This window comes from Butyricimonas sp. Marseille-P3923 (genome assembly GCF_900184685.1).
GTDB classification, from domain to species: Bacteria; Bacteroidota; Bacteroidia; order Bacteroidales; family Marinifilaceae; genus Butyricimonas; species Butyricimonas muris.
Genome location: NZ_FXXL01000006.1, coordinates 750,258 through 776,041, shown reverse-complemented (window position 1 = coordinate 776,041; position 25,784 = coordinate 750,258). Strand labels below are relative to the sequence as shown.

19 protein-coding genes, 1 tRNA gene and 1 pseudogene are annotated in these 25,784 nt (G+C 45.0%); 18 read left to right on the top strand and 3 right to left on the bottom strand.

Annotated elements, in window-relative coordinates; genetic code table 11:
- Nucleotides 1-2 precede the first annotated feature (2 nt).
- From CS948_RS09070 to CS948_RS09030, 9 genes and pseudogenes are all read left to right on the top strand, one after another.
- Nucleotides 3-1,028, top strand: a complete 1,026-nt coding sequence (locus tag CS948_RS09070) for a hypothetical protein (RefSeq protein WP_099291362.1) — start codon at nt 3-5, stop codon at nt 1,026-1,028.
- Nucleotides 1,029-1,183: 155 nt separating this feature from the next.
- Nucleotides 1,184-2,566, top strand: a complete 1,383-nt coding sequence (locus tag CS948_RS09065; protein ID WP_255301928.1) for a TolC family protein — start codon at nt 1,184-1,186, stop codon at nt 2,564-2,566.
- 91 nt (nt 2,567-2,657) lie between these two features.
- Nucleotides 2,658-3,560, top strand: a complete 903-nt coding sequence (locus tag CS948_RS09060) for an HlyD family secretion protein (protein WP_099291864.1) — start codon at nt 2,658-2,660, stop codon at nt 3,558-3,560.
- 7 nt (nt 3,561-3,567) lie between these two features.
- Nucleotides 3,568-4,503 (top strand): ABC transporter ATP-binding protein, encoded by a 936-nt coding sequence (locus CS948_RS09055; protein WP_099291361.1) that lies wholly within the window; start codon nt 3,568-3,570, stop codon nt 4,501-4,503.
- A pseudogene (locus CS948_RS09050) lies at nt 4,496-5,227 on the top strand (ABC transporter ATP-binding protein); the annotation flags it as partial. The gene CS948_RS09055 and the pseudogene CS948_RS09050, both read left to right, overlap by 8 nt.
- A 1-nt stretch (nt 5,228) precedes the next feature.
- Nucleotides 5,229-6,353, top strand: a complete 1,125-nt coding sequence (locus CS948_RS09045) for an ABC transporter permease (RefSeq protein WP_099291359.1) — start codon at nt 5,229-5,231, stop codon at nt 6,351-6,353.
- Nucleotides 6,350-7,783 (top strand): ABC transporter permease, encoded by a 1,434-nt coding sequence (locus tag CS948_RS09040; protein ID WP_099291358.1) that lies wholly within the window; start codon nt 6,350-6,352, stop codon nt 7,781-7,783. Before CS948_RS09045 ends, CS948_RS09040 begins: the two co-directional genes overlap by 4 nt.
- Before the next feature lie 28 nt (nt 7,784-7,811).
- A complete protein-coding gene (locus CS948_RS09035; RefSeq protein ID WP_099291357.1) occupies nt 7,812-10,478 on the top strand; it encodes a zinc-dependent metalloprotease in 2,667 nt (888 codons plus the stop codon).
- 6 nt (nt 10,479-10,484) lie between these two features.
- On the top strand, nt 10,485-11,585 hold the full coding sequence (locus tag CS948_RS09030) for a thioredoxin family protein (RefSeq protein WP_099291356.1): 1,101 nt from the start codon (nt 10,485-10,487) through the stop codon (nt 11,583-11,585).
- 186 nt (nt 11,586-11,771) lie between these two features.
- Here CS948_RS09030 and CS948_RS09025 read toward each other — a convergent pair whose 3' ends face one another.
- Nucleotides 11,772-12,890, bottom strand: coding sequence for a bifunctional 3-deoxy-7-phosphoheptulonate synthase/chorismate mutase type II (locus CS948_RS09025; RefSeq protein ID WP_099291355.1), 1,119 nt, complete (start codon nt 12,888-12,890; stop codon nt 11,772-11,774).
- Nucleotides 12,891-13,477: 587 nt separating this feature from the next.
- Between CS948_RS09025 and polA the strand changes: the two genes are divergently transcribed.
- The 9 genes from polA (at nt 13,478) to CS948_RS08980 (ending at nt 22,969) form a co-directional block, all read left to right on the top strand.
- Nucleotides 13,478-16,177, top strand: a complete 2,700-nt coding sequence (gene polA, locus CS948_RS09020) for a DNA polymerase I (protein WP_099291354.1) — start codon at nt 13,478-13,480, stop codon at nt 16,175-16,177.
- Between the two features lie 13 nt (nt 16,178-16,190).
- Entirely contained in the window at nt 16,191-16,964 is a 774-nt protein-coding gene (locus tag CS948_RS09015; RefSeq protein WP_099291353.1) for a DUF4271 domain-containing protein, read from the top strand.
- 36 nt (nt 16,965-17,000) lie between these two features.
- Entirely contained in the window at nt 17,001-17,765 is a 765-nt protein-coding gene (locus tag CS948_RS09010) for a uroporphyrinogen-III synthase (protein WP_099291352.1), read from the top strand.
- 243 nt (nt 17,766-18,008) lie between these two features.
- Nucleotides 18,009-18,434 (top strand): ribonuclease P protein component, encoded by a 426-nt coding sequence (gene rnpA, locus CS948_RS09005; RefSeq protein WP_099291351.1) that lies wholly within the window; start codon nt 18,009-18,011, stop codon nt 18,432-18,434.
- Complete coding sequence (yidD, locus tag CS948_RS09000) at nt 18,394-18,615, top strand: membrane protein insertion efficiency factor YidD (protein WP_099291350.1); 222 nt, start codon at nt 18,394-18,396, stop codon at nt 18,613-18,615. Before rnpA ends, yidD begins: the two co-directional genes overlap by 41 nt.
- A 60-nt stretch (nt 18,616-18,675) precedes the next feature.
- The gene (locus CS948_RS08995; protein ID WP_099291349.1) at nt 18,676-20,325 is read left to right on the top strand and encodes a S41 family peptidase; all 1,650 of its coding nucleotides are present in this window, start codon (nt 18,676-18,678) and stop codon (nt 20,323-20,325) included.
- Between the two features lie 69 nt (nt 20,326-20,394).
- Nucleotides 20,395-20,465, top strand: a tRNA-Gln gene (locus tag CS948_RS08990).
- 87 nt (nt 20,466-20,552) lie between these two features.
- Entirely contained in the window at nt 20,553-21,353 is an 801-nt protein-coding gene (locus CS948_RS08985) for an ABC transporter ATP-binding protein (protein ID WP_227217629.1), read from the top strand.
- Nucleotides 21,350-22,969 (top strand): hypothetical protein, encoded by a 1,620-nt coding sequence (locus tag CS948_RS08980; RefSeq protein ID WP_099291348.1) that lies wholly within the window; start codon nt 21,350-21,352, stop codon nt 22,967-22,969. Before CS948_RS08985 ends, CS948_RS08980 begins: the two co-directional genes overlap by 4 nt.
- Before the next feature lie 71 nt (nt 22,970-23,040).
- Here CS948_RS08980 and CS948_RS08975 read toward each other — a convergent pair whose 3' ends face one another.
- Nucleotides 23,041-24,675 carry a Zn-dependent hydrolase gene (locus CS948_RS08975; RefSeq protein ID WP_099291347.1) on the bottom strand — a complete coding sequence of 545 codons (1,635 nt, stop codon included), beginning with the start codon at nt 24,673-24,675 and terminating at the stop codon, nt 23,041-23,043.
- Nucleotides 24,676-24,843: 168 nt separating this feature from the next.
- On the bottom strand, nt 24,844-25,620 hold the full coding sequence (locus CS948_RS08970) for a hypothetical protein (RefSeq protein WP_099291346.1): 777 nt from the start codon (nt 25,618-25,620) through the stop codon (nt 24,844-24,846).
- Nucleotides 25,621-25,784: the final 164 nt, after the last annotated feature.

The following is a 25,784-nucleotide window of genomic DNA, read 5'->3' as shown; positions in this document are numbered from 1 at the left end:
AGATGATGAAAATAAAAGCGTTAATTTGTGGATTATTGTTGGGAATGATTGTTTATTCCTGTGGCGATAATGAAGCTGGTTCTGTATCGGATCTTGAGGAAAATTGGTATGAGATAGAATATAATCCGAATGCGGGCGAGTTGGACCAGTTGATATATAGTGTTTATGTGGAAACCGGTTTTCCGATCTTCTATTCTGATACGATCGGACGGCAAACACGTTATGACCATGGAGGAAATCCGTACACACATTATGAAATATTTTATCCCGGATATGGTTTTTCTAACCAACTTAGTAAACCGAAATATACATTGCAACAGGATGAAAGTAAAGTTCAGATGATGGTGGAACTTCTTCGGGATTACTTGATTGAACCTTATCTGAATAAAGAGTATGGACCTAATTTTAAAGGGAAGTACGGCCCACATGGTTTTTTGGTTTTAGATACTCTTCAGAAAGGTGCTAATAAGGATTCTTTGTTGCGGGATTTGGGTTTGTTGGCATTGAGTTCTAGGTACACCATGTCGAGAGGGAAAGCGAAAAATTTTATACCCGTGGAGGAAATGACCGAAGAGGAGAAAAGGATGTATGGTTGGAGATTGGCGATGTACGAGTTGAAGTATTTTTTTAAAGTAACCTATGAAGAGGAATTACAGGCTTATTTCGATATCACGAAGGAAACACCGGATTTCCCAGAAAAAAAGGCGTGGGCTACAAAAGATCTTTTTGAATTGGCGGAAAACAATAATAGTTCGTATCGGTATGATGAAAAGCCTTTATATAATGACGATTTTACAACGAATCCAAGAAGATATGGTGTTTTAAGATACATAAAAGTGGATCGATATAATGTTTACTTTCCCAATTGGTTGGAAGACCTTTCTGATTTCACGGAAATGATTTACACGAAGACGGATGCCGAAATCCGGGCAGAGCATGGTGAATTTCCGATGATTATCAAGCGATACGAGGCATTATTGAATTTATTGAAGAAAAGCGGTTTGACACAATTTATCAAAGAGCAATAAGACAGATCAGTTCATTTAGTGAGAGAGGCGTCCGGGCAGAGTTCCGGGCGTCTTTTTTTGCGATAAATTTTGGGAAGCGTGTACCCTGTTTTATGGAGGTGTTCGTTTTAATTTAAAATTTAGATAAGTATGTGTTCAGCTAACAATTGGAGTTTATGAGAAAGAGAGCGTTTTCTTTTGTGTGTATTATAATGTTAAGTGCTTCGCTTCGGGGGCAGGAAGTGGCTAGGGGTGGTCAACCGGAGCGGGTGATCACGATCGAGGAGTGTCAGCAGTGGGCGATGGATAATTACCCGGCGATACGGCAACATGGGTTGTTGGATCAGGCACGGGAATACACGCTATCGAATATTTCGAGGGTGTATATGCCGGAGTTTAGTTTGTCGGGAGTGGCGTCATGGCAGTCGGAGAAGATGGAGTTGGATTTGAAGATGCCGGATAAGGTGAATATCAGCGTGGATTTGAACGAGGTTGCTCAAGGGCAGAATCTTAACTTGCCGACGATGAACGTACCGGTGTCGATTCCCCAGATGACGATTCCCGTGAGTGACCGGGATCGTTATAATGTGTCGCTGTCGTTAAAGCAGGCGTTGTGGGCAGGGGGAAGGATGAAGGCGGGAAAAGAGATGGCAAACCGGGAGGTCGATATGATGCATGCTGGATTGGATGCCCAGTTATACGAGATCAAGGATAAGGTGAAACAGTTGTATTTCGGTTTATTGACGATAGAGGGGAGGGAGAAACAGTTGAATCGGGCGGACGAGATTTTGGATAGCCTGCGGGTACGAGCCGAGGTGGCTTTGAAAGAAGGGGTGATTTACGAGACGGATTTGGATGTGATAGACGTGGAGCGTATAAAATACAAACAGTTGCGGGTTGAACTGGAAGCCAAGCGGGAGGCTTGTCTGAACGTGTTATCGACTTTGATTCACCGACCTTTGTCGAAAGAAACCAAACTACAAGTTCCAGTAGTGGAGAGTCGTTTTGGAAATGGCGAGGTGAAGCGTCCGGAGTTGAGATATCTGGATAGCAAGATCAAGCGGCTGGATGCCGATTTGAAGATGCAGAATGCCGAGAACATGCCTAAAATCGGTTTGTTCGCGATGGGTGGATACGGTAAATCGGGATTGAACACGTTTGACAGTGATTTTAAGCCTTATTTTATCGGCGGGGTGATGGTAAGTTGGAATTTCGGAAAGTTGAATACACGAGGGAATGACCGGAAATTGATTAAGGTACAACAGGAGAGCGTGAGAAACCAGCAAGAGAGTTTTATTTTCAACACGAAGATGGAAGTATTGATGCAGGATGCGGAAATCAGAAAATTGCAGGAGTTGGTAAAAAGTGACGAAGAGGCTGTGCGCTTGCGAGAGAGTATCCGGCAGGCATCCGAGGTGAAGTACGCGAATGGGGTGTACACGATCTCGGAGTTGATCACGGATGTGAATCAGGCGTTGATAGCACAGCAGGAAAAGGTACTGCGGGAGGTAGAGCTGAAGATGATGGTCTATTCAAAGAAAATAACGTTAGGTTTATAAAGTTCATAACGATTTATGATTTTGGATTTGAGATTTATGATTTCAAATTTTATTAAAGGATTTACGATTAGAGAATTAAATGTTTTTGGAGATGAAGAATACGATATTGGGTTTAGTGATTTTGGCTTGTCTGGGAGTTGGTTGCAAAGACAAAACGGAGGAGCGGGATGCGTCGGGAATGTTTGAAACGAGAGAGGTGATCGTGTCATCGGAGATGAGTGGAAGAGTGGAGCGTTTGGAGGTAATGGAAGGAGATTACATAGAAGCGGGCAAGGTGGTTGGTTTGATAGACACGATGCAATTGCATTGGTTGAAGGTACAGGCACAACAGGCGGTGAAGGCCGTGGACGAACGAATCCCGAATTTGGACAAGGTATTGGAGGTCTACCGTTTGAAGGTGGAGAAAGGGGAGAAAGAGTTGAAAAGGGTGGAGCGTTTGCTGGAAGGCAAGGCGGCTACACGGAAACAGTATGATGACGTGAAAGCGATGGTGGACGAGGGGCGTTCGGCTTTGGTGGGACAAACACATCAGGCGGAGGTGATGATAGCAGGGGCAAAGGCGGAAAGTGCGGCAATAGCCCTGAAAGTAGATCAAGTAAACGATCAGATCCGGCGTTGCATGATTGTAAACCCTATCGAGGGGACTGTATTGGCGAAGTACACGGAAGAGAAAGAATTGGCAGCCCCGGTAAAGGCTCTGTATAAAATCGGGGATTTGAAAAACATGACGCTTCAGGTTTACTTGGAAGGCGGGCGTATAGGCGGATTAAAAGTCGGCGATCCGGTACGGGTATTTGCCAAATTGGGTGGCGGAGAAGAACGGGAGTACCGGGGGAAAATATCTTGGATAGCCTCGGAAGCCGAGTTTGTACCCAAAACGGTACAGACACAGGATGAACGGGATAATCTGGTATACGCCGTGAAAATCCATGTAGAGAACGACGGTTTCCTGCGGGTAGGGATGTATGCCGACGTGAAGTTTAACACGCTATAAATAAATTATGATTGTAGCGGAGAATATCAGTATGAAGTACCGGCAGGTATTGAAAGAGATCGTCGCCCTGAAGGAGATTTCACTGGAGGTGAAGAAGGGAGAAGTGTTCGGCTTGATCGGACCTGACGGGGCAGGCAAGAGTACGCTGTTCCGGATATTGACGACGCTTCTTTTGCCTACCGGGGGGCGGGCTTCCGTGGGGGGATTCGACGTGATCGACCAGTACCGGGAGGTGCGGAATATCGTGGGATATATGCCGGGAAAGTTTTCTCTGTACCAAGACCTGTCGGTGGAGGAGAACCTGCGTTTTTTTGCCAGCGTGTTCGACACGACGTTACAGGCAAATTATGACCAGATAAAAGATATATACGAGCAACTCGCTCCTTTTAAGAACCGGAAAGCGGGAGCTTTGTCCGGAGGGATGAAGCAAAAATTGGGGCTATGCTGTGCCTTGATCCATAAACCGAAGGTATTGTTTTTGGACGAGCCGACGACGGGAGTCGACCCGATATCCCGGAAAGAATTCTGGGACGTGTTGAAGCGGCTGAGTGAGGACGGGATATCTGTACTGGTGTCCACGCCTTACATGGATGAAGCCCGGTTGTGTGACCGTATCGGTTTGATTTTCCACGGGGGTATGCTGGCGGTGGATACGCCGGACCGGTTGATCCGGAAACACGATAAAAAGCTGGTCGCTTTCCGGGCACGGGATATGTACCGGTTATTGCGGGACATCCGGGAAGAACCGGGGATTTATTCCTGTTTCACGTTCGGGGATTCGCTTCACACCACGTTCAAGGAGAACGATTATCCCGTGGAACGGTTTGCGGCATCTTTGAGAGGTGCGGGGCATACCGGGGTGGAATGGAACGAGATAGAGGCGGGTATAGAAGATTATTTTATGATGTTAACAAACGATATTAGCGATGGAACGGGTTATTGAAGTAGAGCGGCTGGCGAAGAAATTCGGGAGTTTCACGGCGGTGGACCATATCAGTTTTCACGTGGAGCGGGGGGAGATATTCGGGTTCCTCGGGGCGAATGGCGCGGGCAAGACCACTGCCATGCGGATGTTATGCGGGTTGAGCAAACCGACTTTCGGGACGGGACGGGTGGTGGGATTCGATATTGCCCGGGAGTCGGAAAAGATAAAGAGCAGAATCGGCTACATGAGCCAGAAATTCTCGTTATACGAGAGTTTGACGGTGCGGGAGAATATACGCTTGTACGGGGGAATTTACGGGATGCAACGTTCGGAGATTCGGGATAAAATGGATAAGGTGCTGGGGAATCTCGGTCTTTTGAAAGAACGGAACACGCTGGTACGTTTGCTGCCGCAAGGGGTAAAGCAACGTCTGGCGTTTTCGGTGGCGGCATTCCACGAGCCCCAGATCGTGTTTTTGGACGAACCCACCGGTGGGGTGGACCCCGCCGTGCGCCGGATGTTTTGGGAATTAATCTATCAGGCGGCAGCGGACGGGATTACCGTGTTTGTTACCACCCACTACATGGACGAGGCGGAGTATTGTGACCGGGTGTCGATCATGGTGGACGGGCGTATCGAGGCATTGGGTACTCCTGCTGTATTGAAGCAACAACATGGTGTTCTGGGGATGCAGGAGGTTTTTTATTTGTTGGCACGGAGGGCTCAAAGAAAGGACGGATGAGATGAAGATAAAGACATTTATAGATCAGTTTTTCGCTTTCACGCGCAAGGAGTTTTATCATATTCTTCGGGATCGGAAGACTCTATTGGTATTGGTGGTTTTGCCGATCTCGCAGTTATTGATTTTCGGTTTCGCGTTGAATAGCAGTTTGACGGAAATGCCCACGGCTGTGTTGGATATGTCGAATGACGCGATGAGCAGGCAGATCGTGGCGGAGATTGACGCGAGTTCCACGTTTAAAGTGGTAGAACATGTGCGTTCAATGGATGAGGTGGATGAACTGTTCAAGGGGGGACGCTTATCCCAAGTGTTCGTCTTTATGCCCGGTTTCGAGAAAGAGATCAAGCGGACGGGAGTGGGGAATATGCAGGTAATTATGGACGCGAGTTTACAGATCAATGCATCCACGTTGGAATCCTATATATTGGCAACATTATTGAGCTATCAACAGAAAATCAATGCCGGAAGGGAATTGCCGATACAGATTATTCCGGAAGTAAAGATGCGGTACAATCCCCGGTTGGACAGTGCTTTTCATTTCGTGCCGGGAGTGATCGGAATCGTGTTGATGCTGGTATGCTCGATGATGGCTTCTCTCGCTATCGTGAAGGAGAAAGAATCGGGTACGATGGAGGTGTTGCTGGTGTCGCCGGTGCGCCCGCCCGTGATTATTCTGGCAAAGCTGGTACCGTACCTGTTGGTCGGGATGATTAACATCGTGGTGATCCTGTTGATTTCGGTCACTATATTGAAAGTCCCGATAACGGGAAATATCTTCTTACTGTTTTTTGTCGGGACTATTTTTACCCTGTCTTCGTTGGCATTGGGGATTATGGTGTCGGTGTTGACAAAGACACAGCGGAGTGCCATTATCATTTCTATCGCGGGATTGATGCTTCCGGCTATCACGTTATCCGGGTTTATCTTCCCGTTGGATTCATTGTCTTTGGGGATGAAAGCGATAGTGCACATGATGCCGGTGACCTTGTTTATCTCGGCAGCGAGAAATATCATGATCAAAGGATTGGGGATGGATGCCGTTTACCCGGAATTGTTCGGGTTGGTGGCGATCACGGTGGTTTTGATTGTTATTAGTATCAAATGTTTTAAAAATCGGTTGTCATGAGGATGCTGGGATTTTTGTTACAGAAGGAGTTTATCCAGATATTCAGGGATAAAACGATATTGCTGATTCTGTTTCTGATCACGTCGATTCTGTTGTTTATTCTTCCCCCGGCAGCGAAGGTAAGGACATCCACGATCTCTTTGAGCGTGGTGGATCATGACCGCACGAGTACCTCTGCCAATTTTTTGCGGAAGTTGACGAGTTCGAACCAATTTCGGATAGGGGCTTATGCGGACACCTACGAGGAGGGATTGAAAGTGCTGGAGAGGAATAAGACCTCAGGAATACTTGAGATACCGAAAGGTTTCGAGAAAAATGTCATGGAGCGTACAAAAGCCCCGATTATGCTGGAAATAGATGCCGTGAACGGCGTGACGGCAGGGCTTTCTTCATTTTATTTTTTGCAGATACTGGAGCGGTATATATGGGAGTACGTGGACGGGTTCGGTTTTCAGCCGGGTTTTCGGATGGAGTCACAGGAAGAGATCATGGCTCGGGTGGAAGCGCAAGCGCAAGCCGAAATGACGAAACGGGCTAAAGCGGAAGTTGCGTCACAGGCACGATTGGCACAAGCGCGACAAATGATGCTGGCACGGGCGGAAGCGGAAACCCGTTTGCAGGAAGGGGTTGAAATGCCGCGAGCGAACCAATCCCCGGAAGCCCGCGTGACGGCAAAGATGAATGAATGGGAGAAAGGAGAAGAAATCACGGTACCCGGATTGATGATTGACGCGGGAGGTGCGGATGTGAATATTCCGCTTATCGAGAAACCGACGGAACCGGGATTCGAACAGATCAATATGGTCGTGAATCACCGTTATAATCCGGACGGGGAGTCCAGTCTATACCAGATACCTTCACTTTTAGCTATTCTGGTGTGTATCATCGGGGCGGTGTTGTCGGCATTGAATATCGTGACGGAAAAGGAGAACGGCACCATAGAGCAGATGAACGTGAGCCCGGTGAAACGGAGTGCCTTTATCTTCTCGAAGATTATTCCCTCGTGGGTAATCGGGATGGCGATTCTTACGCTTGGATTGATTATCGTGTGGGCGTTGTACGGGATTGTGCCCCAGAGTAGTTACTGGAGCATTTACTTGGTTTCGTTCCTTTTTCTCGTGTCGATGGTCGGGTTTGGCGTGTTGATCTCCACGGCTTGTCGGAATCAACAGCAGGCAATGTTGCTTTGTTTCTTCTTTTTGTTGATTATCTGTTTGTTGTGCGGGATGTGGACGCCGATTGACAGTATGCCGGGATGGGCTAGGGTGATAGCGGATATTAACCCGTTGCGCTATTACATCGAGGTCATGCGTCTGTTTTTCGCCTACGGCAGCGAGTTAAGGCATGTATTACCCCAGATTGGCGCTTTGTGCGTTTTTATTGTCGTGTTTAATGGTTGGGCGATTTGGAACTTCCGGAAAGCCAGATAGATATTTGTAATGTTTAAATATTGTATGTATGAAAAAGAGTATTGTATTTTTATTGGTGTCTTTGCTTTTGTTCTCTTTTTGTGAGGTGACGTCGGGTGCCGGACAATCGAAAAATGAGAAGGAGAAAAAAAAGGGCAAGGTTGAAGCGGTATCGACAAAAAAAACGCCGGATAAGCCTAAGGCAAAGCCGGTAAGCAAGTATGATAAATTGTTCAAAACCAAGGGGCATGTTGCCACGAAGGGAGGTTTCATGACCTTGCATAAAGTGGACGATAAATTGTACATGGAGATTCCGTTGAAATACATGGGGCGCGAGATGTTGTTAGGGTCCACGGCATCGGAATCCAGTAACCCGATGTTCTGCACGAACGGTTTCAAGACCAACACACCCCGGCATATTAAATTTACCTTTGAAAAAGATACTACCGTGTACATGCGCAGTGTCAACGCGGCGTTGGATTTACAGGTAGATAAAGAGCGCGGGGAATTGTTGAAGCAAAGGAATTTTATAGACCCGATGCTGAAAGCCTACAAGGTGGAGGCATTCAATAAAGACCGTTCCGCCGTGGTGATCAACGTGACTTCCTTGTTCACGGGCAACGAGTCGGATTTATCACCGGTAAACCAAGGCGGGGGACAAATTACGATTAGCGCGTCGCCTTTAAAGGAGGGAACAAAATTGGATGAGATAAAAGCATTCGAGGATAACGTTATGGTCTCCACGTGGTATGCTTATAACGTGACGGTAAAGAGAGGGCGTTCCACTCTGGTAAATAATGCTCCGTTGTCGGTAAAAGCTACCCGCTCGTTGTTATTGTTACCGGAAAAGAGAATGCGTCCGAGATACCCGGATTTCAGGTTAGGTATTTTCCAAACAGGAAAACATTGTATCACGGAAGCCGAGGACCAATTACTCAATTATTCTCTCGTGAATCGTTGGAGATTAGAACCCAAGGACCCGGAGGCTTACAAAAAAGGCAAATTGGTAGAACCCGTGAAACCGATCGTGTGGTACGTTGATGATGCTTTTCCCGAGTCGTGGAAAGAACCGATCAAGAAAGCCGTTTTGCGCTGGAATCAGGCCTTCGAGAAAATTGGCTTTAAAAATGTAATGCAAGTACATGATTTCCCGAAAAATGACCCGAATTTTGATCCCGACAACTTGAAATATTCTTGCATACGGTATATTCCCTCGAACACGCAGAATGCCATGGGACCCTCTTGGGTTGATCCGGTGACGGGTGAAATTATGACCGCTTCGGTGATTATTTACAACGATATAGTTAAGTTGATTAATCATTGGCGTTTTGTTCAAACGGCACAAGTGGATCCTCGCGTGCGGGCTAAAAAGATGCCGAAGGACGTGATGGACGAGTCAATTACTTACGTGGTGGCTCACGAAATCGGACACACGCTGGGATTGATGCACAACATGGGAGCTTCCAGTACTTACCCGGTGGACTCTTTGCGCTCGGCAAGTTTCACTCGAAAATATGGAACTACGCCTTCTATCATGGATTACGCCCGGTTTAATTACGTGGCTCAGCCCGGGGACAAAGGGGTGAAATTGACTCCGCCGGATTTAGGTCCGTACGACGAATTTGCTATTAAATGGTTGTACACGTATTTCCCCGGGGCAAAAAATTCGAAGGAAGAATTTAAAATACTGGAAGGTTGGGTAGACGAGAAAGTCGGGGATCCGATTTACCGTTTCCGCAAACAACAGGTGGCTTTCCGCGTAGATCCTTCGGCATTGGAGGAAGATTTGGGTGACGATCCGATGAAAGCGGGTGAATACGGGATTAAGAATCTGAAATATATTATGAACCATTTGAACGAATGGATCAAGGATGACCCGGAGGCTACTCACCGGAGAGCGTTGTACCAGAATATTGCCAACCAGTATGCCCGTTACTTGATGAACGTGGTTTATAATGTCGGTGGCATTTATTTGACGGATGTGAAAGACGGTACTTCCGGGAAACGGGTAGAGCCGGTTAGCCGCGAGAAACAACAGGCTTCTTTGAAATGGGTATTGAAGCAATTGAATGATTGCGATTGGTTGGATAACAAAGAGGTGACGGAAAAATTCGGCTTGGATGTGGCAACTTCTGCACGCCTTCAAAATATGGCAGTCATGGCGTTGTTCAACGCGAGCCGGAATGTCGTGTTGTCATCGCATATCTCTAAAAACCCGTACACGTTGCAAGCCTATTTCGATGATTTGTACAACGGGGTATGGGAGAGTGCGATTTCTAACCGGGAAGTGACTCAAGTCGATAAGATTATGCAAAATGGCATGTTGGCCTTCATGAAACAATTGTTGAAACCGTCACCCGGTCTGGCAGGACTTTTAGGAGGGATCACGAGTGAGGCGGGAACTCCTTCTTTAGACGAAATGAAATTGTACGGGTTGGATGAAATGATGGTGGTGGAATCGGGACAAGAATCTGCTTACGACGAGAAAGATCGTGAAATACTGAACAGCTTCGGTTTAGGATACGGCTACGGTTGGCAACGTCCGGTGAACACCTCTCTTATCGATGAAACTGTAGCCAACTGTTGTGGAATCGGTTTGAAATTGAGAACCTTATTGATGAGCAGAGCGATGGATGCCCCGGATCAGGCTTCCAAGCAGCACTATCAAGCCATGTTATTTATGTTGATGCAAATGACAGAGGGTATAAAAATCTAGTATAATATGAAAAGGATCATAATGTTGTTATTTGTCGTGATGTCGTTGGGCATCACGGCAAATGCCCAAGAAGGGGTTAAGTTCGAGGAACTAACGTTTAAAGAAGCGTTGGCTAAGGCAAAAGCGGAGAATAAACTCGTGTTTATGGATTGCTACACCTCGTGGTGTGCTCCATGCAAGAGAATGTTGAACACGGTTTTTGTGACGAAGGAAGCGGGAGATTTTTTTAATCCCCGGTTCGTGAGCGTGAAATATGATATGGAAAAAGGAGAAGGGATTGAATTGGCAAAACAATTTAACGTGAAGAGTTTCCCGACATTTTTTATATTCCGTCCCGATGGCAGTATTCAACACAAGATAGGCGGGGCAGGCTCGTTGAAATCTTTTATCGCTTGGGTAGAAAGAGGTTTGAACGAAGAAACCTCTTTTGATTACTTGAATAAGCAGTACGACAAGGGTGCGATCACGAAAGATCAGTTATTGACTTACTATTGGGTACTTATTTGTGCCGGGGAACAGGCAAAAGCGAACACGATTTTGGAAGAATTGAAAAAGCAAGTTGTCGATAGCGACAAGTTGAAAGCCGACTATTGGTTTTTGATAGAAGGGACGCCTTATGGCTCAGCCGATTTTAATTTTGTATTGAACAACTTCTCCAAATTGAAAGAGAGTGTGGGATTGGAAAAATTGGACAAATATTTGGCGGATAATTACAATAAGACTATAAATGAAGCCATTCAAAAGAAAACGGTAAAAGATGAGAATGGCATGAAGAAATTATTCGGTCAAATTTCTAAAGAATGGGCTTCTTGCAGTTGGACTCCGGACAAGAGATTGCAGAATAAATTGAAATTATTGGAGGCTTGTGCCGCTCAAGATTCAAAGTGCATTATTTCTTGCATGGACTCCGGCTTGAATAAGCAGGAAAACACGAAATGGAACTTCGATTTGTGGGTGATTTTGTCTGCCTTGGATTTCGTAAACGTGAGTGGGGAGAAAGTGGATAATGCGAAGGTATTGGCTTTGGAAACGAGGATTAACGGGTATTTCGCTTCTTCCGAGAGCATGAAAAAAAGACTTGAACCATACTTTGAAAAATTCAGATAATCTCAGAAAGGCTTCTTCTGATCAATTTGTTATGTGAACGGAGGGTGTGTCGAGGCACACCCTCTAGTTCATAAGGTTTATAAAGTTCATAAAGTTCGTAAAGTTTATTTGATAAATGCATAAATGTTGATATACTGTTAATTAACTTTATAAACTTTAGGAGCCGAAGGCTCAACTTTATGAACTTTATAAACTAGAGGTGTGTCTCGACACTCCTCTATTCATGATATCCGTTTGTCGGTCGATAGAAGCTTGGTGAATGGCTTTGAACACCCGTTCCACGAGTTCCACGGGGAGATTATTTTCACGTGCTTCTTCCGTGACGCGGGAGAGAATGCTTTCCCAGCGGTCGGGTTGGAGAATGGTGATGTTGTTTTCCTTTTTGTAAAGACCGATTTCCTCGATAATTTTCATGCGATTCGTGAGGGCTTCCATGATGGAAGAGTCAAGGGTATCTATTTTTTCCCGGAGTTCCTCGATGATTAAATGATTGGCAGAGTTGTTCGGGTGTGCTTCCCGGATAACCAGATGCTCTAGAATTTCCTTTAATTGTACCGGGGTAATTTGTTGTGCTGCATCACTTAGCGCGCAATCCGGATGAACGTGCGATTCCACAATCAGACCATCGAAACCGAGATCCATGGCTTTTTGAGATATCTCTTGAATGTATTCCCGGTGCCCGCCGATGTGACTGGGATCACAAAAGAGGGGCAATTGTTTAACGCGTCGCTTTAACTCGATAGGGATTTGCCACTGTGGTGTATTGCGATAGCGAGCGCTATTGTAGGAAGAAAAGCCGCGGTGTATGGCTCCCATTTTTTTGATCCCGCGCAAATAAAGGCGTTCAAAAGCCCCAATCCAAAGTTCTATATCCGGGTTGACGGGATTTTTGACGAAAACGGGAATATCCACACCTCGAAGAGCTTCGGCAATCTCTTGAACGGCAAATGGATTAGCGGTCGAGCGTGCCCCTATCCAAAGCATATCTATGTCGTGTTTCAAAGCGGCCTCGACATGGTGGGCGTTGGCAACTTCGGTGGATATCTTCAACCCTAAAGTTTTTTGGATATGCTGTAACCAAGGTAATCCTTTCATTCCGATTCCCTCGAAACAATTCGGGCGGGTACGCGGTTTCCATATGCCGGCACGCAGGACTTCTATCCCGTTGTTTTTCAATAGGGTTGCTGTTTCAAAAAGTTGTTCTTCACTTTCCGCGCTACAAGGTCCGGCAATGACTAGCGGACGCTGTAATCGCGTGAACAAATTCCATTCCGGACAAGGTTGTATATCCAATTGATAGGTCATTTAATCTTTTCTTTCTTTGTTTGCGAGTTCAAAGATATTCTTTTCTTTTAAAAGAGGAACGTTATTTCGGATTTTAGACATGGCAACCACATCAAAATAGAATTGAAGGAAAAATTACCTCCTTTTTTCTCTTGAATTTAGGATAAGATAAGTTAAATAATATATAAATATAAGGTATCTACTTTATACTTAATTTATATCAACTCCTATTCATCTCCCATTCATCTCCTATTCAACTCCTATTTCAAAGGTAAAATAATAGTATTTTAATTGAAATTGAATAAAATTTGATAATATAAAAGTACATGGTATATTCATTATTTGTTATAGTAAAATAACTGAATATACCGAAACCTCATCTCGAGAAAGGGAGGATAACAGCAAAAAATATTTTGACACGATTGTCATGGATTTTGGATGAAAGACTCCACGACAGTCGGAACTATCATGGAGTGTGCGTTTGTAGGGAGGGCTGTAGACTTTGATATTACGCGAAACGCGTAATTTTGATGTCTTTTTTTCAAAGTAGCTATCCGTGTAAAAGAAAAAGGCTAACTTTGTAAGAAATAATTTGAAAAGGAAAGATGATGACTAACGAGGAGAAAAAATTATACTTGCTGGATGCTTTTGCACTGATTTACCGTTCGTATTACGCGTTTATAAACAATCCCCGGATTACTACCACGGGAATAAATACATCGGCTACTTTCGGTTTTTTTAATTTTTTGCTGGAAATTCTGGAGTTGGAGAAGCCGACACATCTGGCTGTTGTTTTTGATCCGGAGGGACCGACATTCCGTCACGAGATGTTCCCGCAGTATAAGGCACAGCGTCCGCCCATGCCGGAGGACCTGAAAAAGTCTATTCCTTATATCAAAAAGATTATCGAGGGGTTGGGGATAGCTTGTGTCACCGTGGACGGATTCGAGGCGGATGACGTGGTGGGAACTTTGGCAAAACGAGGGGAAAAGGAGGGTTTTCAAGTGTATATGATCACGCCGGATAAGGATTACGCGCAGTTGGTGAGCGAGAAAGTTTTCATGTATAAACCGGGAAGATCGGGGAATAAATCGGAAGTGTGGGGTATCCCGGAGGTGCTTGACCATTTCGGGATAGAGCGGGTGGAACAGGTGATAGACATCCTTGGTTTGATGGGAGATACTGCCGATAACGTGCCGGGATGTGCCGGTATAGGACCGAAGAGTGCGGCGACCTTGATTTATAAATACGGGAGTATCGAGGGGGTGTACCGGCATATCGAGGAATTGAAAGGAAAACAGAAAGAGAGTCTGTTGTGTTGTCAAAATACCGTGTTCCTGTCGAAAGAACTGGTAACTATCAACACGGAAGTGCCGACAGACGTGAATGTTGCAGATTTATTCTTGGGCGAGATAAAAGACGATGTTTTAAAACCGATTTTCAATGAATTGGAATTATTCTCTCTGGCGAAGCGAGTTTTCGCGATAGAGCACGAGGAGAAATTAGTCGATACGATACATCCCGAAGAGGTGGAATACCGGGAATTGACGACGAAAGAGGAACGGGAAGAGTTATTGCAGACATTGAAAGAAGCCCCGGAATTCGTGTTGAATGCGATCTTCGGGGACGGGACAATTTATAATTCTTACCCGGATTACCTGTGTTTTTCCACGGCGTCGAATAGTGCCTGTTATTTACGGCTTCCGTCCGGGAAAGCGGAGGCGGAACGGGTGATACGATCGCTCTCCCCGGTTTTTGAGGATGAAGGGAAGATTTTGATTTCCAATGACGTGAAAGACGATATTATTTGGTTGAGAAGGGTAGGGATCGAGATAAAGAACCGGATTTTCGATATCAAGATAGCGCATTACGTGTTGCAGCCGGACAGTTCGCACGAGTTGGAGCGGGTGGCTTTGGAGTTATTGAATTATCGTTTGATTAAAGGTGATAATACCGAGAACCCGCAATTGTCTTTATTCCCGGAGGAAGGAAGCAAAAAAGACAAGGATTACGCGGAGAGAACGGATATTCTTTTCCGCTTGAAGAGTAAGTTGGAGGAGGCTTTGAAGGATGTCGGGCTCTACAAATTGTTTGAAGAGTTGGAGATGCCGCTTGTCGGGGTGTTGGCGGATATGGAGTACGAGGGTGTGTCTATCGACAAGGGTGCATTAAAAGAATTGTCGGAAGAATTGAAAGGGAAAATCGCGGAGTCTGAAAAGATTATATACGATATCGCGGGGGAGGAATTTAATATCAGTTCACCCAAACAACTCGGGGAGGTATTGTTTGACCGGATGAATATAGACCCCGGGAATAAAAAGACAAAAACGGGGCAGTACAGTACTTCCGAGCAAGTGCTCTCGAAATTGGAAGAGGCTCATCCTATCGTGGGGCATATTTTGAATTACAGGGGATTGAAAAAGTTACTGACGACTTATGCCGAGGCTCTGCCTACTTACATAGACCCGGGGACCGGAAAAATCCACACGCATTTTAATCAGGCAGAGGCTGCCACGGGACGATTGAGCAGCTTGAACCCGAATTTGCAGAATATCCCGATCCGGACGGAAGAGGGACGGAATATCCGGAAAGCGTTCATCACGGGTGATCCCGATTATGGCTTTTTCTCTGCCGATTATTCGCAGGTTGAATTAAGGTTAATGGCTCACTTGAGCGGGGCTCCCGGGCTGATTGATGCTTTCCTGAACGGGGAGGATATTCACGCGGAAACGGCGTCTAAAATATATCATGTACCCTTGAACGAGGTGACTCCCGAGATGAGACGGAGGGCTAAAACGGCGAACTTCGGGATTATTTACGGTATCTCGGCATGGGGATTGGCAGAACGGTTGAAAATCTCCCGAAAAGAGGGAAAAGAATTGATTGACGGGTATTTCAATTTGTACCCGGGGGTGAAACGTTACATGGAGGAATCCGTGGAAAAAGCCCGCAAGCAAGGGTACGTGGAAACGATCATGGGGCGTCGCCGTTACTTGAGGGATATTAATTCCAGAAATGCCGTGGTACGCGGAGTAGCGGAGAGGAATGCCGTGAATGCCCCGATACAGGGGTCCGCGGCTGATATTATCAAGAAAGCTATGATTTGTATTCATCAGAAAATCAAAGAGCGGGGGTTGCGTTCCAAGATGATATTGCAGGTACATGACGAGTTGAATTTTAAATGCCACCGCGAGGAGATCGAGGAGTTGAAGCAATTGGTTATAGATTGCATGGAGCACGTGGTGAGTCTGGCGGTTCCCTTGACCGTGGGTACCGGGTACGGGAAAAGTTGGTACGAGGCACACTAAATGATGGTTGAATATGTTAGAACAAGTCGCGGATAGTGTGGTGCGGGATTCGAGCGTGTTTCCGGCTTCTTTATTGGAAGAATCGGTTTCCCGGATGCCGGCACCACCGATGGATACCTTGACGAATTACATCGGGTTGGTGGATGCAACCCCGCTGGAAGGATGGGATTTTCATCTTACCACCGGGATTTTAACATACATGGTAGTTTTTCTTGTTCTTGTCGCTTTACTTCGTTTGCAGGGACGAGGATTTTTGTCGGCGGTATATTTCTATTTCTTCAGCAGGAAAAGGGATGTGGCGTTGATATCAGAGGGTACCCGTCAGAATTATTCCTTTGTACTTTTATCTATTTGCCTGTCTTTCTCGTCTTTGGCAATGTTGATTGCTTTTATGACGAGTGATCCTTTCGTTTTTTCGGACGCGTTGTTTTATTTTCTGATCATATTCGGGTATTATATCGTGTTGCTGGGAACGGTGCGTCTTCTGGGCTGGACGTTTAACAGTCGGCATTGTGCTTCGGATATTATACTGAATTTGCGAGTTAGCGGCATCGTGTTGGGATTGTCTGTTTCACCTTTGGTCTTGGCTTTGTTTTTCGTGAAATCTTCTGCTGTAACAACCCTGTTTCACGTGATATTCGCCTTGTTTGTCATCCTCTTGATTTTTAGATTTATAAGATTGATTAAAATATTATATGGTTACAAAGTTTCAATTTTGTATATGATTTTGTACCTTTGTGGGCTCGAAATTGTGCCGATGCTTGTGTTATGCAAGCTGTTGGTGTAATCGAGAAAGTTTGGTTAAATTTAAAAATAGAAAGTCTTGAAAATTAAGAAGATATTAGTTTCGCAGCCCAAGCCGACAACTGACAAGTCTCCGTATTTTGATCTGGCTGAAGAACTCGGTTTGAAATTAGAATTCAAGTCATTTATTAAGGTTGAAGGTGTAACGGCAAAGGAATTCCGACAAGAAAGAATTAATATATTGGATTTTACCGGAATCGTTTTCACGAGTCGTACTGCTATTGACCACTTCTTCAGAATTTGTACGGAAATGCGGGTGACTGTTCCCGATACAATGAAATATTTCTGTATTTCAGAGGCGATAGCGTTTTATTTGCAGAAGTATATCGTGTACCGTAAACGGAAGATTTTCTACGGGGATAAGAAAGTGGAGGATATGACGAAAATCTTGTTAAAGCATAAAACCGAAAATTTCCTTGTTCCGGTTTCTGATGTTCACAAGGAGAATATTCCCGCTTTAATGGACGAGTTAAAGCTGAAATACACGAAAATCGTATTTTATAGGACGGTAGCTAATGAAGTGGCAAAGGATATCCCGGATTTGAAAGAGTTTGATGTTCTCGCTTTCTACACGCCTGCCGGAATCAAGTCTTTGTTTCAGAATTATCCTGATTTTGAACAGGGGCAAACGATTATCGCTGCCTTTGGAGAGGCGACAGCAGAAGCTGCTATTGAAGCCGGGTTAAGGTTGGATATAAAAGCCCCGACGGAGAAAGCTCCCTCGATGACGATGGCTTTGGAACAGTTTATTAAGGCTTACAACAAAGAAAATAAATCAAAATGAAAATTGTTCAAAAAGTACTCATCTGCCGCGTTCCTGCTTCCCCAAGATTCGGTCACGTACTTTAGTACGCTCCCTCTTCTTTGTGAATCAGAGCCTTGCATCTAAGCACTTTTTGAACAATTTTCTGGAAAATTTTGGTCAACCATTCTCTATAAGGTCCATAAAGTCCGTAAGGTCATTACTTTATAAACTTTATGAACCTTATAAACTTTATAAACCGGGGTGTTTTACACCCCTTATCACATGGAAGAAACGATCAAATACACGTTTAGCAAAGAGGAACGCTTGTGTCACAAGGCAGGTTTCGAGGCATTGTTAGCCTCGGGACAAAGTTTCGTGAGTTATCCTTTGCGCGTTGTATACCGTTTCTACGCGAGGGATGAGAAAGATGCCCCGGCACGCGTGGCAATCAGTGTTTCGAAGAAACGTTTCAAACGGGCGATAAAACGTAATCGGGTAAAACGTTTGGTGCGTGAGGGGTATAGATTGAACAAACAAACATTGTATTCCGCTATCCCGGAAGGTAAAACAATCGACATCTTGTTTATATATTTGCAGGATGATATCTTTGAATTTCATAAAATAGAAAAAGCAATCACCGGTGCTATTAAAAAAATTCTGGTCTATATTGAAAAAGATAATGGTAGGAATATTGCTGATTCCGATTAAGTTCTATCAGCTTTGTATCTCACCATGGACGCCCCCGAGCTGTCGTTATACCCCGACTTGTTCGCAATATGCAGTGGAGGCGTTACGCAAGCACGGACCAATAAAAGGATTGTATCTGGCAATAAAACGGATATGTTCCTGTCATCCTTGGGGTGGCTCCGGCTACGATCCGGTGCCTTAAAATTTGCTATTTTGTCGGATATATACTAATTTCGCTAGATTTTGATATTAAAATAAGGTTATGAGAAAAAATACACGCGTTATTATTATCATCTCGGGAGTGTTGTTATTGGCTTTCGGGATGTTGGGATTGAAGGAGGATAACAAAAGATTCCAGATTAGCAAGGGATTGGATATTTTTGCCACGCTTTTCAGGGATGTGAATCTTTTTTACGTGGATGATGTTCAGCCGGAGAAAATGGTGAAGGACGGTATTGACGCTATGTTGAAGAAATTAGACCCTTACACCGAGTTTTACCCGGAGTCCAGAATAGATGAATTTAAGATGATGACTACTGGAGAATATGCCGGGATTGGTTCTATTATCGGGGTAAAAGGAGATTACGTGGTTATCCGTGAACCTTATCGGAATTCACCTTCCCATAAGGCAGGCTTGCTACCGGGTGATTTGATTTTATCCATCGACGGGGAAAACATGAAAGGAAAAACCGTTGAATACGTGAGTTCCCGCTTGAAAGGGCAACCGGGTAAAGAGGTCGTTTTGAAAGTTCAGCGGGTGGGTGAAGACAAACCCATGGAAAAGCGGGTATTGCGCGAAATCGTGCAAATGCCGAGTGTGCCTTACTACGGGATGTTGAATGATCAGACCGGGTATATCTATTTCACCAGTTTCACGGATAAGGCTGCCGATGATGTACGGAAAGCGATCATGGAGTTGAAAAATAAAGGGGCACAGTCTTTGGTACTTGATCTCCGGGGTAACGGGGGCGGATTGCTTGATCAAGCGGTAGAGATCGCCAATTTCTTTTTGCCGAGAGGTTTTCTGATCGTGAGCACCAAGGGCAAGATGAAGCAGTGGGATAAAGAATATACCACGAGCAAGAACCCGTTATTGCCCGACATGAAGCTTGCCGTGTTGATAGACCGGGCTTCAGCTTCGGCTGCCGAGATATTATCCGGCTCTTTGCAGGATTATGACCGGGCTGTCGTTCTGGGAGAGCGTTCTTTCGGGAAAGGCTTGGTTCAGACCACTCGTGACCTCGTGTACAACACGAAATTGAAAGTCACCACGGCAAAATATTACATCCCTAGCGGACGTTGTATTCAAGCGGTGGATTACGCGCATCGTAACCCGGACGGAAGCGTGGGCGTGATTCCCGATTCATTGATAAAACCGTTTAAGACAAAAGCCGGACGCACCGTGTATGACGGTGGGGGTATCACGCCGGATATCAAGATCGAGCCGGAGAAATACGCCCGGGTTTCACAGGAATTGGTGATGCAGGATATGGTGTTTGATTTCGTGAACGAATACGCGGCAAAACATCCTACATTGCCTGCTCCCTCGGAATTTGAATTGACCGATGAATTGTTCAACGAGTTCAAGGAATACTTGAAAACGAAGAAATTCGAGTATGAAACAGCCACTCAAGCCATGTTGGATAAACTGGTGAAGACTGCGCGGGATGAGAAATATTACGATCAGATATCCGGTCAGATTGAAGCGTTGAGAAATGACCTCGGGCATTCTATAGATCGGGATCTGGATTCGTTTAAGAATGAGATTTCCGATATATTGGCCGATCAACTTATGGAGCGTTATTATATGCAGGAAGGAGTGCTGGAATATCATATTCGTAAAGACAAACATATCGCCAAGGCATTGGAAGTGTTGGCTAATGACGACGAGTATCAAAAAATATTGAAGTGAAATGAAAAAATAGATAGTAGTTTTTTGAAATCCCAAAAAACTACTATCTTTGCACCGCAATGAAACAATTGCCCTATTGTGTAATGGTAGCACTACAGATTCTGGTTCTGTCTGTCTGGGTTCGAATCCTAGTGGGGCAACAAAATAAAGGAGGCCTTGTGACGATAAAGTCATGAGGCTTTTTTATTTTTGAAGCATTTTTAATTAATAACGAACGGCATGAATATATGATGAACGACAGCGTGCTCCGGGTATCCGGTTTAAAGAAAAGTTTTCGGAAGGAGAAAGAGGAACTGCAGGTCTTGAAGGGAATAGACATGGAGATTTGCGCGGGAGAGGTGATTGGTTACCTTGGGAGTAACGGGGCGGGTAAATCCACCACGGTGAAGATCATGTGTGGGCTGATGGAGGAATATGCCGGAGAGGTTAATGTATTGGGATACGATCTGAGGAAGAACGATATAGAAATTAAGAAGCGGATTGGTTATATTCCGGAGAACGCGATCATGTACGAACATTTGACTCCGATGGAATATCTCGAATTTATAGGTACGTTGTACGGGTTGGAGCGGGCGGATGTGGTTAAGAAGGTGGAAGAATTACTTTTATTGTTCGAGATGCGGGATAATGCAAACGAACGGATGTTGAGTTTTTCCAAGGGGATGAAACAAAAGATACATATCATTTCCGGCTTGTTGCATAACCCAGAGGTTATTTTTATGGATGAGCCGTTGAATGGTCTGGATGCCAATGCCGTTATTATCGTGAAGGAGATGATTGCCCGACTGGCGAAAGAGGGGAAGACGATTTTTTACTGTTCTCATCTGATGGATGTCGTGGAGAAGATTGCGACACGGGTGATTTTGCTCAACGAGGGGAAAATTATAGCTAATGGAACTGTTCATGAATTGATGGAACAAGCGGGTGTCGGTTCTTTGGAGAGCCTTTTCACGAGTCTGATCGGGGCATCAGGGCAGGTGGTTCAAGCGGAACGGATGGTTGATGTGTTTGAAAATAAAGAACAATGATTAAGGCTGTAATTTGGATTTTGCGACTTTTCCGTGGAGTGTTCACGCGTATGGGTGTTGACTTTGACAGGATGGTGGCTATCGTGACAGTGAAACTCACGGAATATGATCGTATCGACAGGTCTAAACGGAAAAAGGAAAGCTCGAATACGTTATTGCGGCAAGGTATCGCGTTCGGGATATACGGTACCGTGTTTTTCCTGTTCGGGGTCATGTCCGGGACGTTTGAAGTGTCGCTTTTGTTGTTTCATTCCTACTTGATGATCATGTTTATGATGAGTTTTATGATGGAATACTCACGGTTGCTTTTCGACCGGAATGATAATCAGATTCTACAACGTTTGCCCGTAAATTCCAAGACAATCCTGACTGCCCGTCTGGTGACGATGTTATCATATATGTTTTTTCTATCGGGTTGTATGTCTTTGATTCCTGCTATTGTTGTCTTTTTTTGGCAGGGAGTGTTGACGGGTGGACTCTTTATTATATCTGTTTTCTTGAATACGCTTTTTACTTTATTACTGGCGAACGTGATTTATCTCGGGGTGATGCGTTTTATCGCGGTAGATAAATTTGCACGGGTGATGAGTTATGCTCAGGTTATTCTGGTCGTCTCCGTCGCGTTGAGCTATCAATTGGTGGGAACGGTGATTCGGGAGATACAACTGGATATGTTTCATCCGTCAACGTGGATGTATTTTACCCCTTCCTGTTATTTTATGGCGTTCACGTTGATTATACAGCACTTTACTATTCCTGTTTTGGTGATGGCGTTATCCGGGGTAACAGGGGTGTTGTTGTTCGGTTGGATCGCAGTGGTTTATCTGGCACCCTATTTTTCGAGAAAAATGGGAATAATTGATGAATATGCCGCGATCGCGGGTAAGGGACGGAAAAAAGGCAAGGACGGTTGGCTTTACTCGCTGGCCCGGCTATTCGCGTGGAGTCCCGTGCAGGTTTCCGGTTTCGTGCTGGGATGGCGGTTGACGCAGGGGAATCTGAAATTCCGTCAGGCAGTGCTCCCGATGATTATCTACACGGTGTTTCTGGCGGTATTCTTTATTTACAAAGGACGCGACACCGGGGGGATTGGGTTTTATATCCCGTTTTACATGACATCGATGGTGAGTATCGGGATATTGATGGCTATGTCGATCATGGAGAAAGGGGATTTGCTGTGGTTGTATCGTTCAAGACCGCTTGCCCGCCCGGGGGCGTTGATCCTCGGCAGTTACAAGGCGTTGTACGTGAAGTATTATCTTCCCGTGTATGTCGCATTGTCTGCTGTTTTCGTCGTGAGGTTGCATTGGGTGATTATTCAGGATTTGCTGATGATTCTTGCCGTGAATACGCTTGTGAGTTACGTGTATCTTTGGTTTTCCGGGTTGCTTTTTCCTTTTTCCAAGGAGAAGGGAACGACCGATTCGGGACGAAATATATTGCGGATGCTGGCATTGATCTTCGTGTGGCTCGTGATAGGGGGAGTACATACCCTGTCCCAGCGCTTGTCGTGGTATGGCATTTGGATAGCTATCGCGAGCATGTGGGTATTGGCGGTGTTGATGGAATATGTTATTTGTCGTGTGGCTTGGAAAAAGGTGTTGGCTAATTACTAATTGATTTATTTACAATAAATAAAGGATGCCTTTTGTTAGACATCCTTTATTTATGTGTAAGGGACTTTTTATTATAGTCCGAGGACTTTTGTTCCTTGCTTGAAGAAAATATCTTTCGGGATACCTGCTCCGGCGATGCGGTCAAGGTCTTTTTGCAGTGTCGGGGGTACAACGCCTTTCTCTGCAACGAGTTTCGTGGCAGTTGCGATATCTCCGTTACCCTCGATCGTGATGTATTCCCCGGCGATGACTTCGATGTCTTTTTTCATCTTTTCGAAGTCGATCGTGTAGTATCCGGTCGTTTCGTCTTTCGTGATGGCTCCGCTTTCCATGAAATGGTTGAATTGCATCATGTTCGCTTTGCCATGTGCGCTGGCAGCACCGAAACGTACGGAACGGAAGATACCGGCGATAAAGGTCACGTAATTATCCATGAGGTCTTTGTTTTCAAGAATACCCCATTCCGCTAATTTCGTCACGCAGAATAACCCGAGGATATCCGCTTTCCCTTCCTCGATGGAAGTGTAGTAGTTTTGTAGGGCAGAACGCACGTCTTTTTTATCTTTAATCGTGTAATTCACTCCAAGACCGTGGGCAACTTCGTGGAACATTACGTTCTCGAAGAAGGCGTCGAAATTCACGTATTTCTGTTGCTCGGGTGCGATAACCAATTTAGAGATAGGAACAACCATTTTCTCGAACTTTGCCTGCATGGAGTTTTTCAATTGCAATTTGCGGCTTCCCTTGGCAGCGTGTACTCTCGGGTCGTTCGGCAGGTTGATGGCGATATTCTTGCTTCCGGCATTGCAATCTCCACCATAGTAAATCACGTCGTACGCGTTCATGTCCGGGTTGGCGTTCGCTTTCTCTTTCTTGTAAGCGGCGGGCACGGGAAGGTTGTTTTGTAGCTTGGGCAAGTATTGAGCGTATTCTGACAGGCGTTTACTCCATTCTTTATCTTTCACGAGGATTTGTCCGGAATGGGATGCCTTGTACCCGTAAAGTTGGTCTTCGTAAGTTTCGATAGGACCAACCACGAAATCCAGCGTGTTGTCTTGCATATCCATCCAAGCGAGGTCACTGGCAAGATAATCGTCATCAAGAAGGGCTTGTGCTCTTAATGACAAGTATTTCTTCAAGCCGGGATCTTCTGCCAACTCGGAGGCTTGTTTCAATAACTCGGAGGCTTTGGCAACTTCTCGCGGGTATGCTTCATGGAAAGGGATCACGACGAGATTCCCTTTGTCATCCCGGCGGATGATACTGTACCAATCCGTCTTGCGAGGGTCTTTCAAAGCGTCGAATTCTTCTCTTGTCATATCCGTCGGGTAGAAGTTCGCTCCCAGCGGTTTCGCTCCCACGCCGTCAATGAAAGGCTTGTTGGCATTCAAACGATCCCACGGTCCGTAATTAATAGAAAGATATTTCAAGGCTGCCGAGTCTTGCGCGAATGGTTTCATCAACGCAGCCTTGTCGCCATAAGCGTTTTGCCAGAAAATATTCTCCATGATGTCCGCCACTTCGATAAGGATGGGAATCATCTTTTTCTCGTTTTCCGTTAGTTTGCTAACGTCAGTTGTCAAGGTGAACTCCGCGTATTGGTCAGCAAGTGGCTGATAGGGACTGGGTTGTTTGGTTTCTTTCTTTGCCTCTTTGCAAGAGAACAAGAAAATACCTAAGGATAAGAATAGGAATAGTTTTCTCATTTTTATAAAATTTGTGTTGAGTATTTGAGGGACGAATTTATAAAAACAAGCGGACTATTGAAAATATTTGGAATTAAAGATTATGATTCTGTGATTTCGATGGGGGCGATTGAAGGTAAATTAAAAATTCATGAGGTCAATAGATGTATCTATTGACCTCATGAATTTTCAAAACAGAATGGCAGCACCGAAACTTACTTGATGTAATTCCGGACCTTTATTTTTCTCGAATAGAGGGGTTATTCCGTAGCGGGCCCATACGGCAAAGTGATTACCACCCATTTGTGCCATGAGGTCAAAATTGAAACGGGGCATATTCAGGTTTCCCCGGTTACTGATCGTTTTGCTTTTGTGAGGAAATTTATTCTCTGTAATTTTTACCTTGGTTTGTGTGATGAAATTGTATGAACCCACGACTCCCATGTTGAAATGGAAACGGCTTGTTTTATTGGACGGGGATTGAAATTCGAGCATTAACGGGATGTTTGCAGAGAGTACTCTCAATCTGCTGGAAGAGATGGAGCCCTCGTCATAGGTGAAAGGTTCTATGATGCCTTTTTTATTTTTGTGGATAGCGATTTTGTTGTCGAACTCCATGTTTTGGAATTCGGCCCCGATGCCTGCCACGATACCAACAGTGTTTTTTTGTTTTTGTAGCCCGATGTTGATTTCAATGATGTTGAGAGCCACGGTGTAGGAGGTTTGTAGCTTTAGTTTCATGAAATCTTTGTTCTTGTAAGCGGAATAATCGCTTTTACCAAAGGTGATGAATCCACCGTAAATCCCTGCCACGTGTCCGTTGAAACGGACTTTCTCTTCTTTCTCATTTTTGAAGACACTGTCTTGACGGACGTTGGATGCCGATGTGGACGAGTTGGCATCCTGAGCCTTCAAGCCGTTTATGCCGAAAAGGCATATAAACAGCGCTAATAGTGTTGTTTTCATCTCTTTATGTATATTTATATAACGTATAAGTTCCGATCTTTAGAACGGGCGAACCGTTGGTCGAATGGAGGGTACTTTTTGGAGTATCCCGGAAGTAATAGTTTTTACGTCACAACGTATGAAATGTTGTGACACAGTGATTTAAAAAGGTGAAAAACAACTCA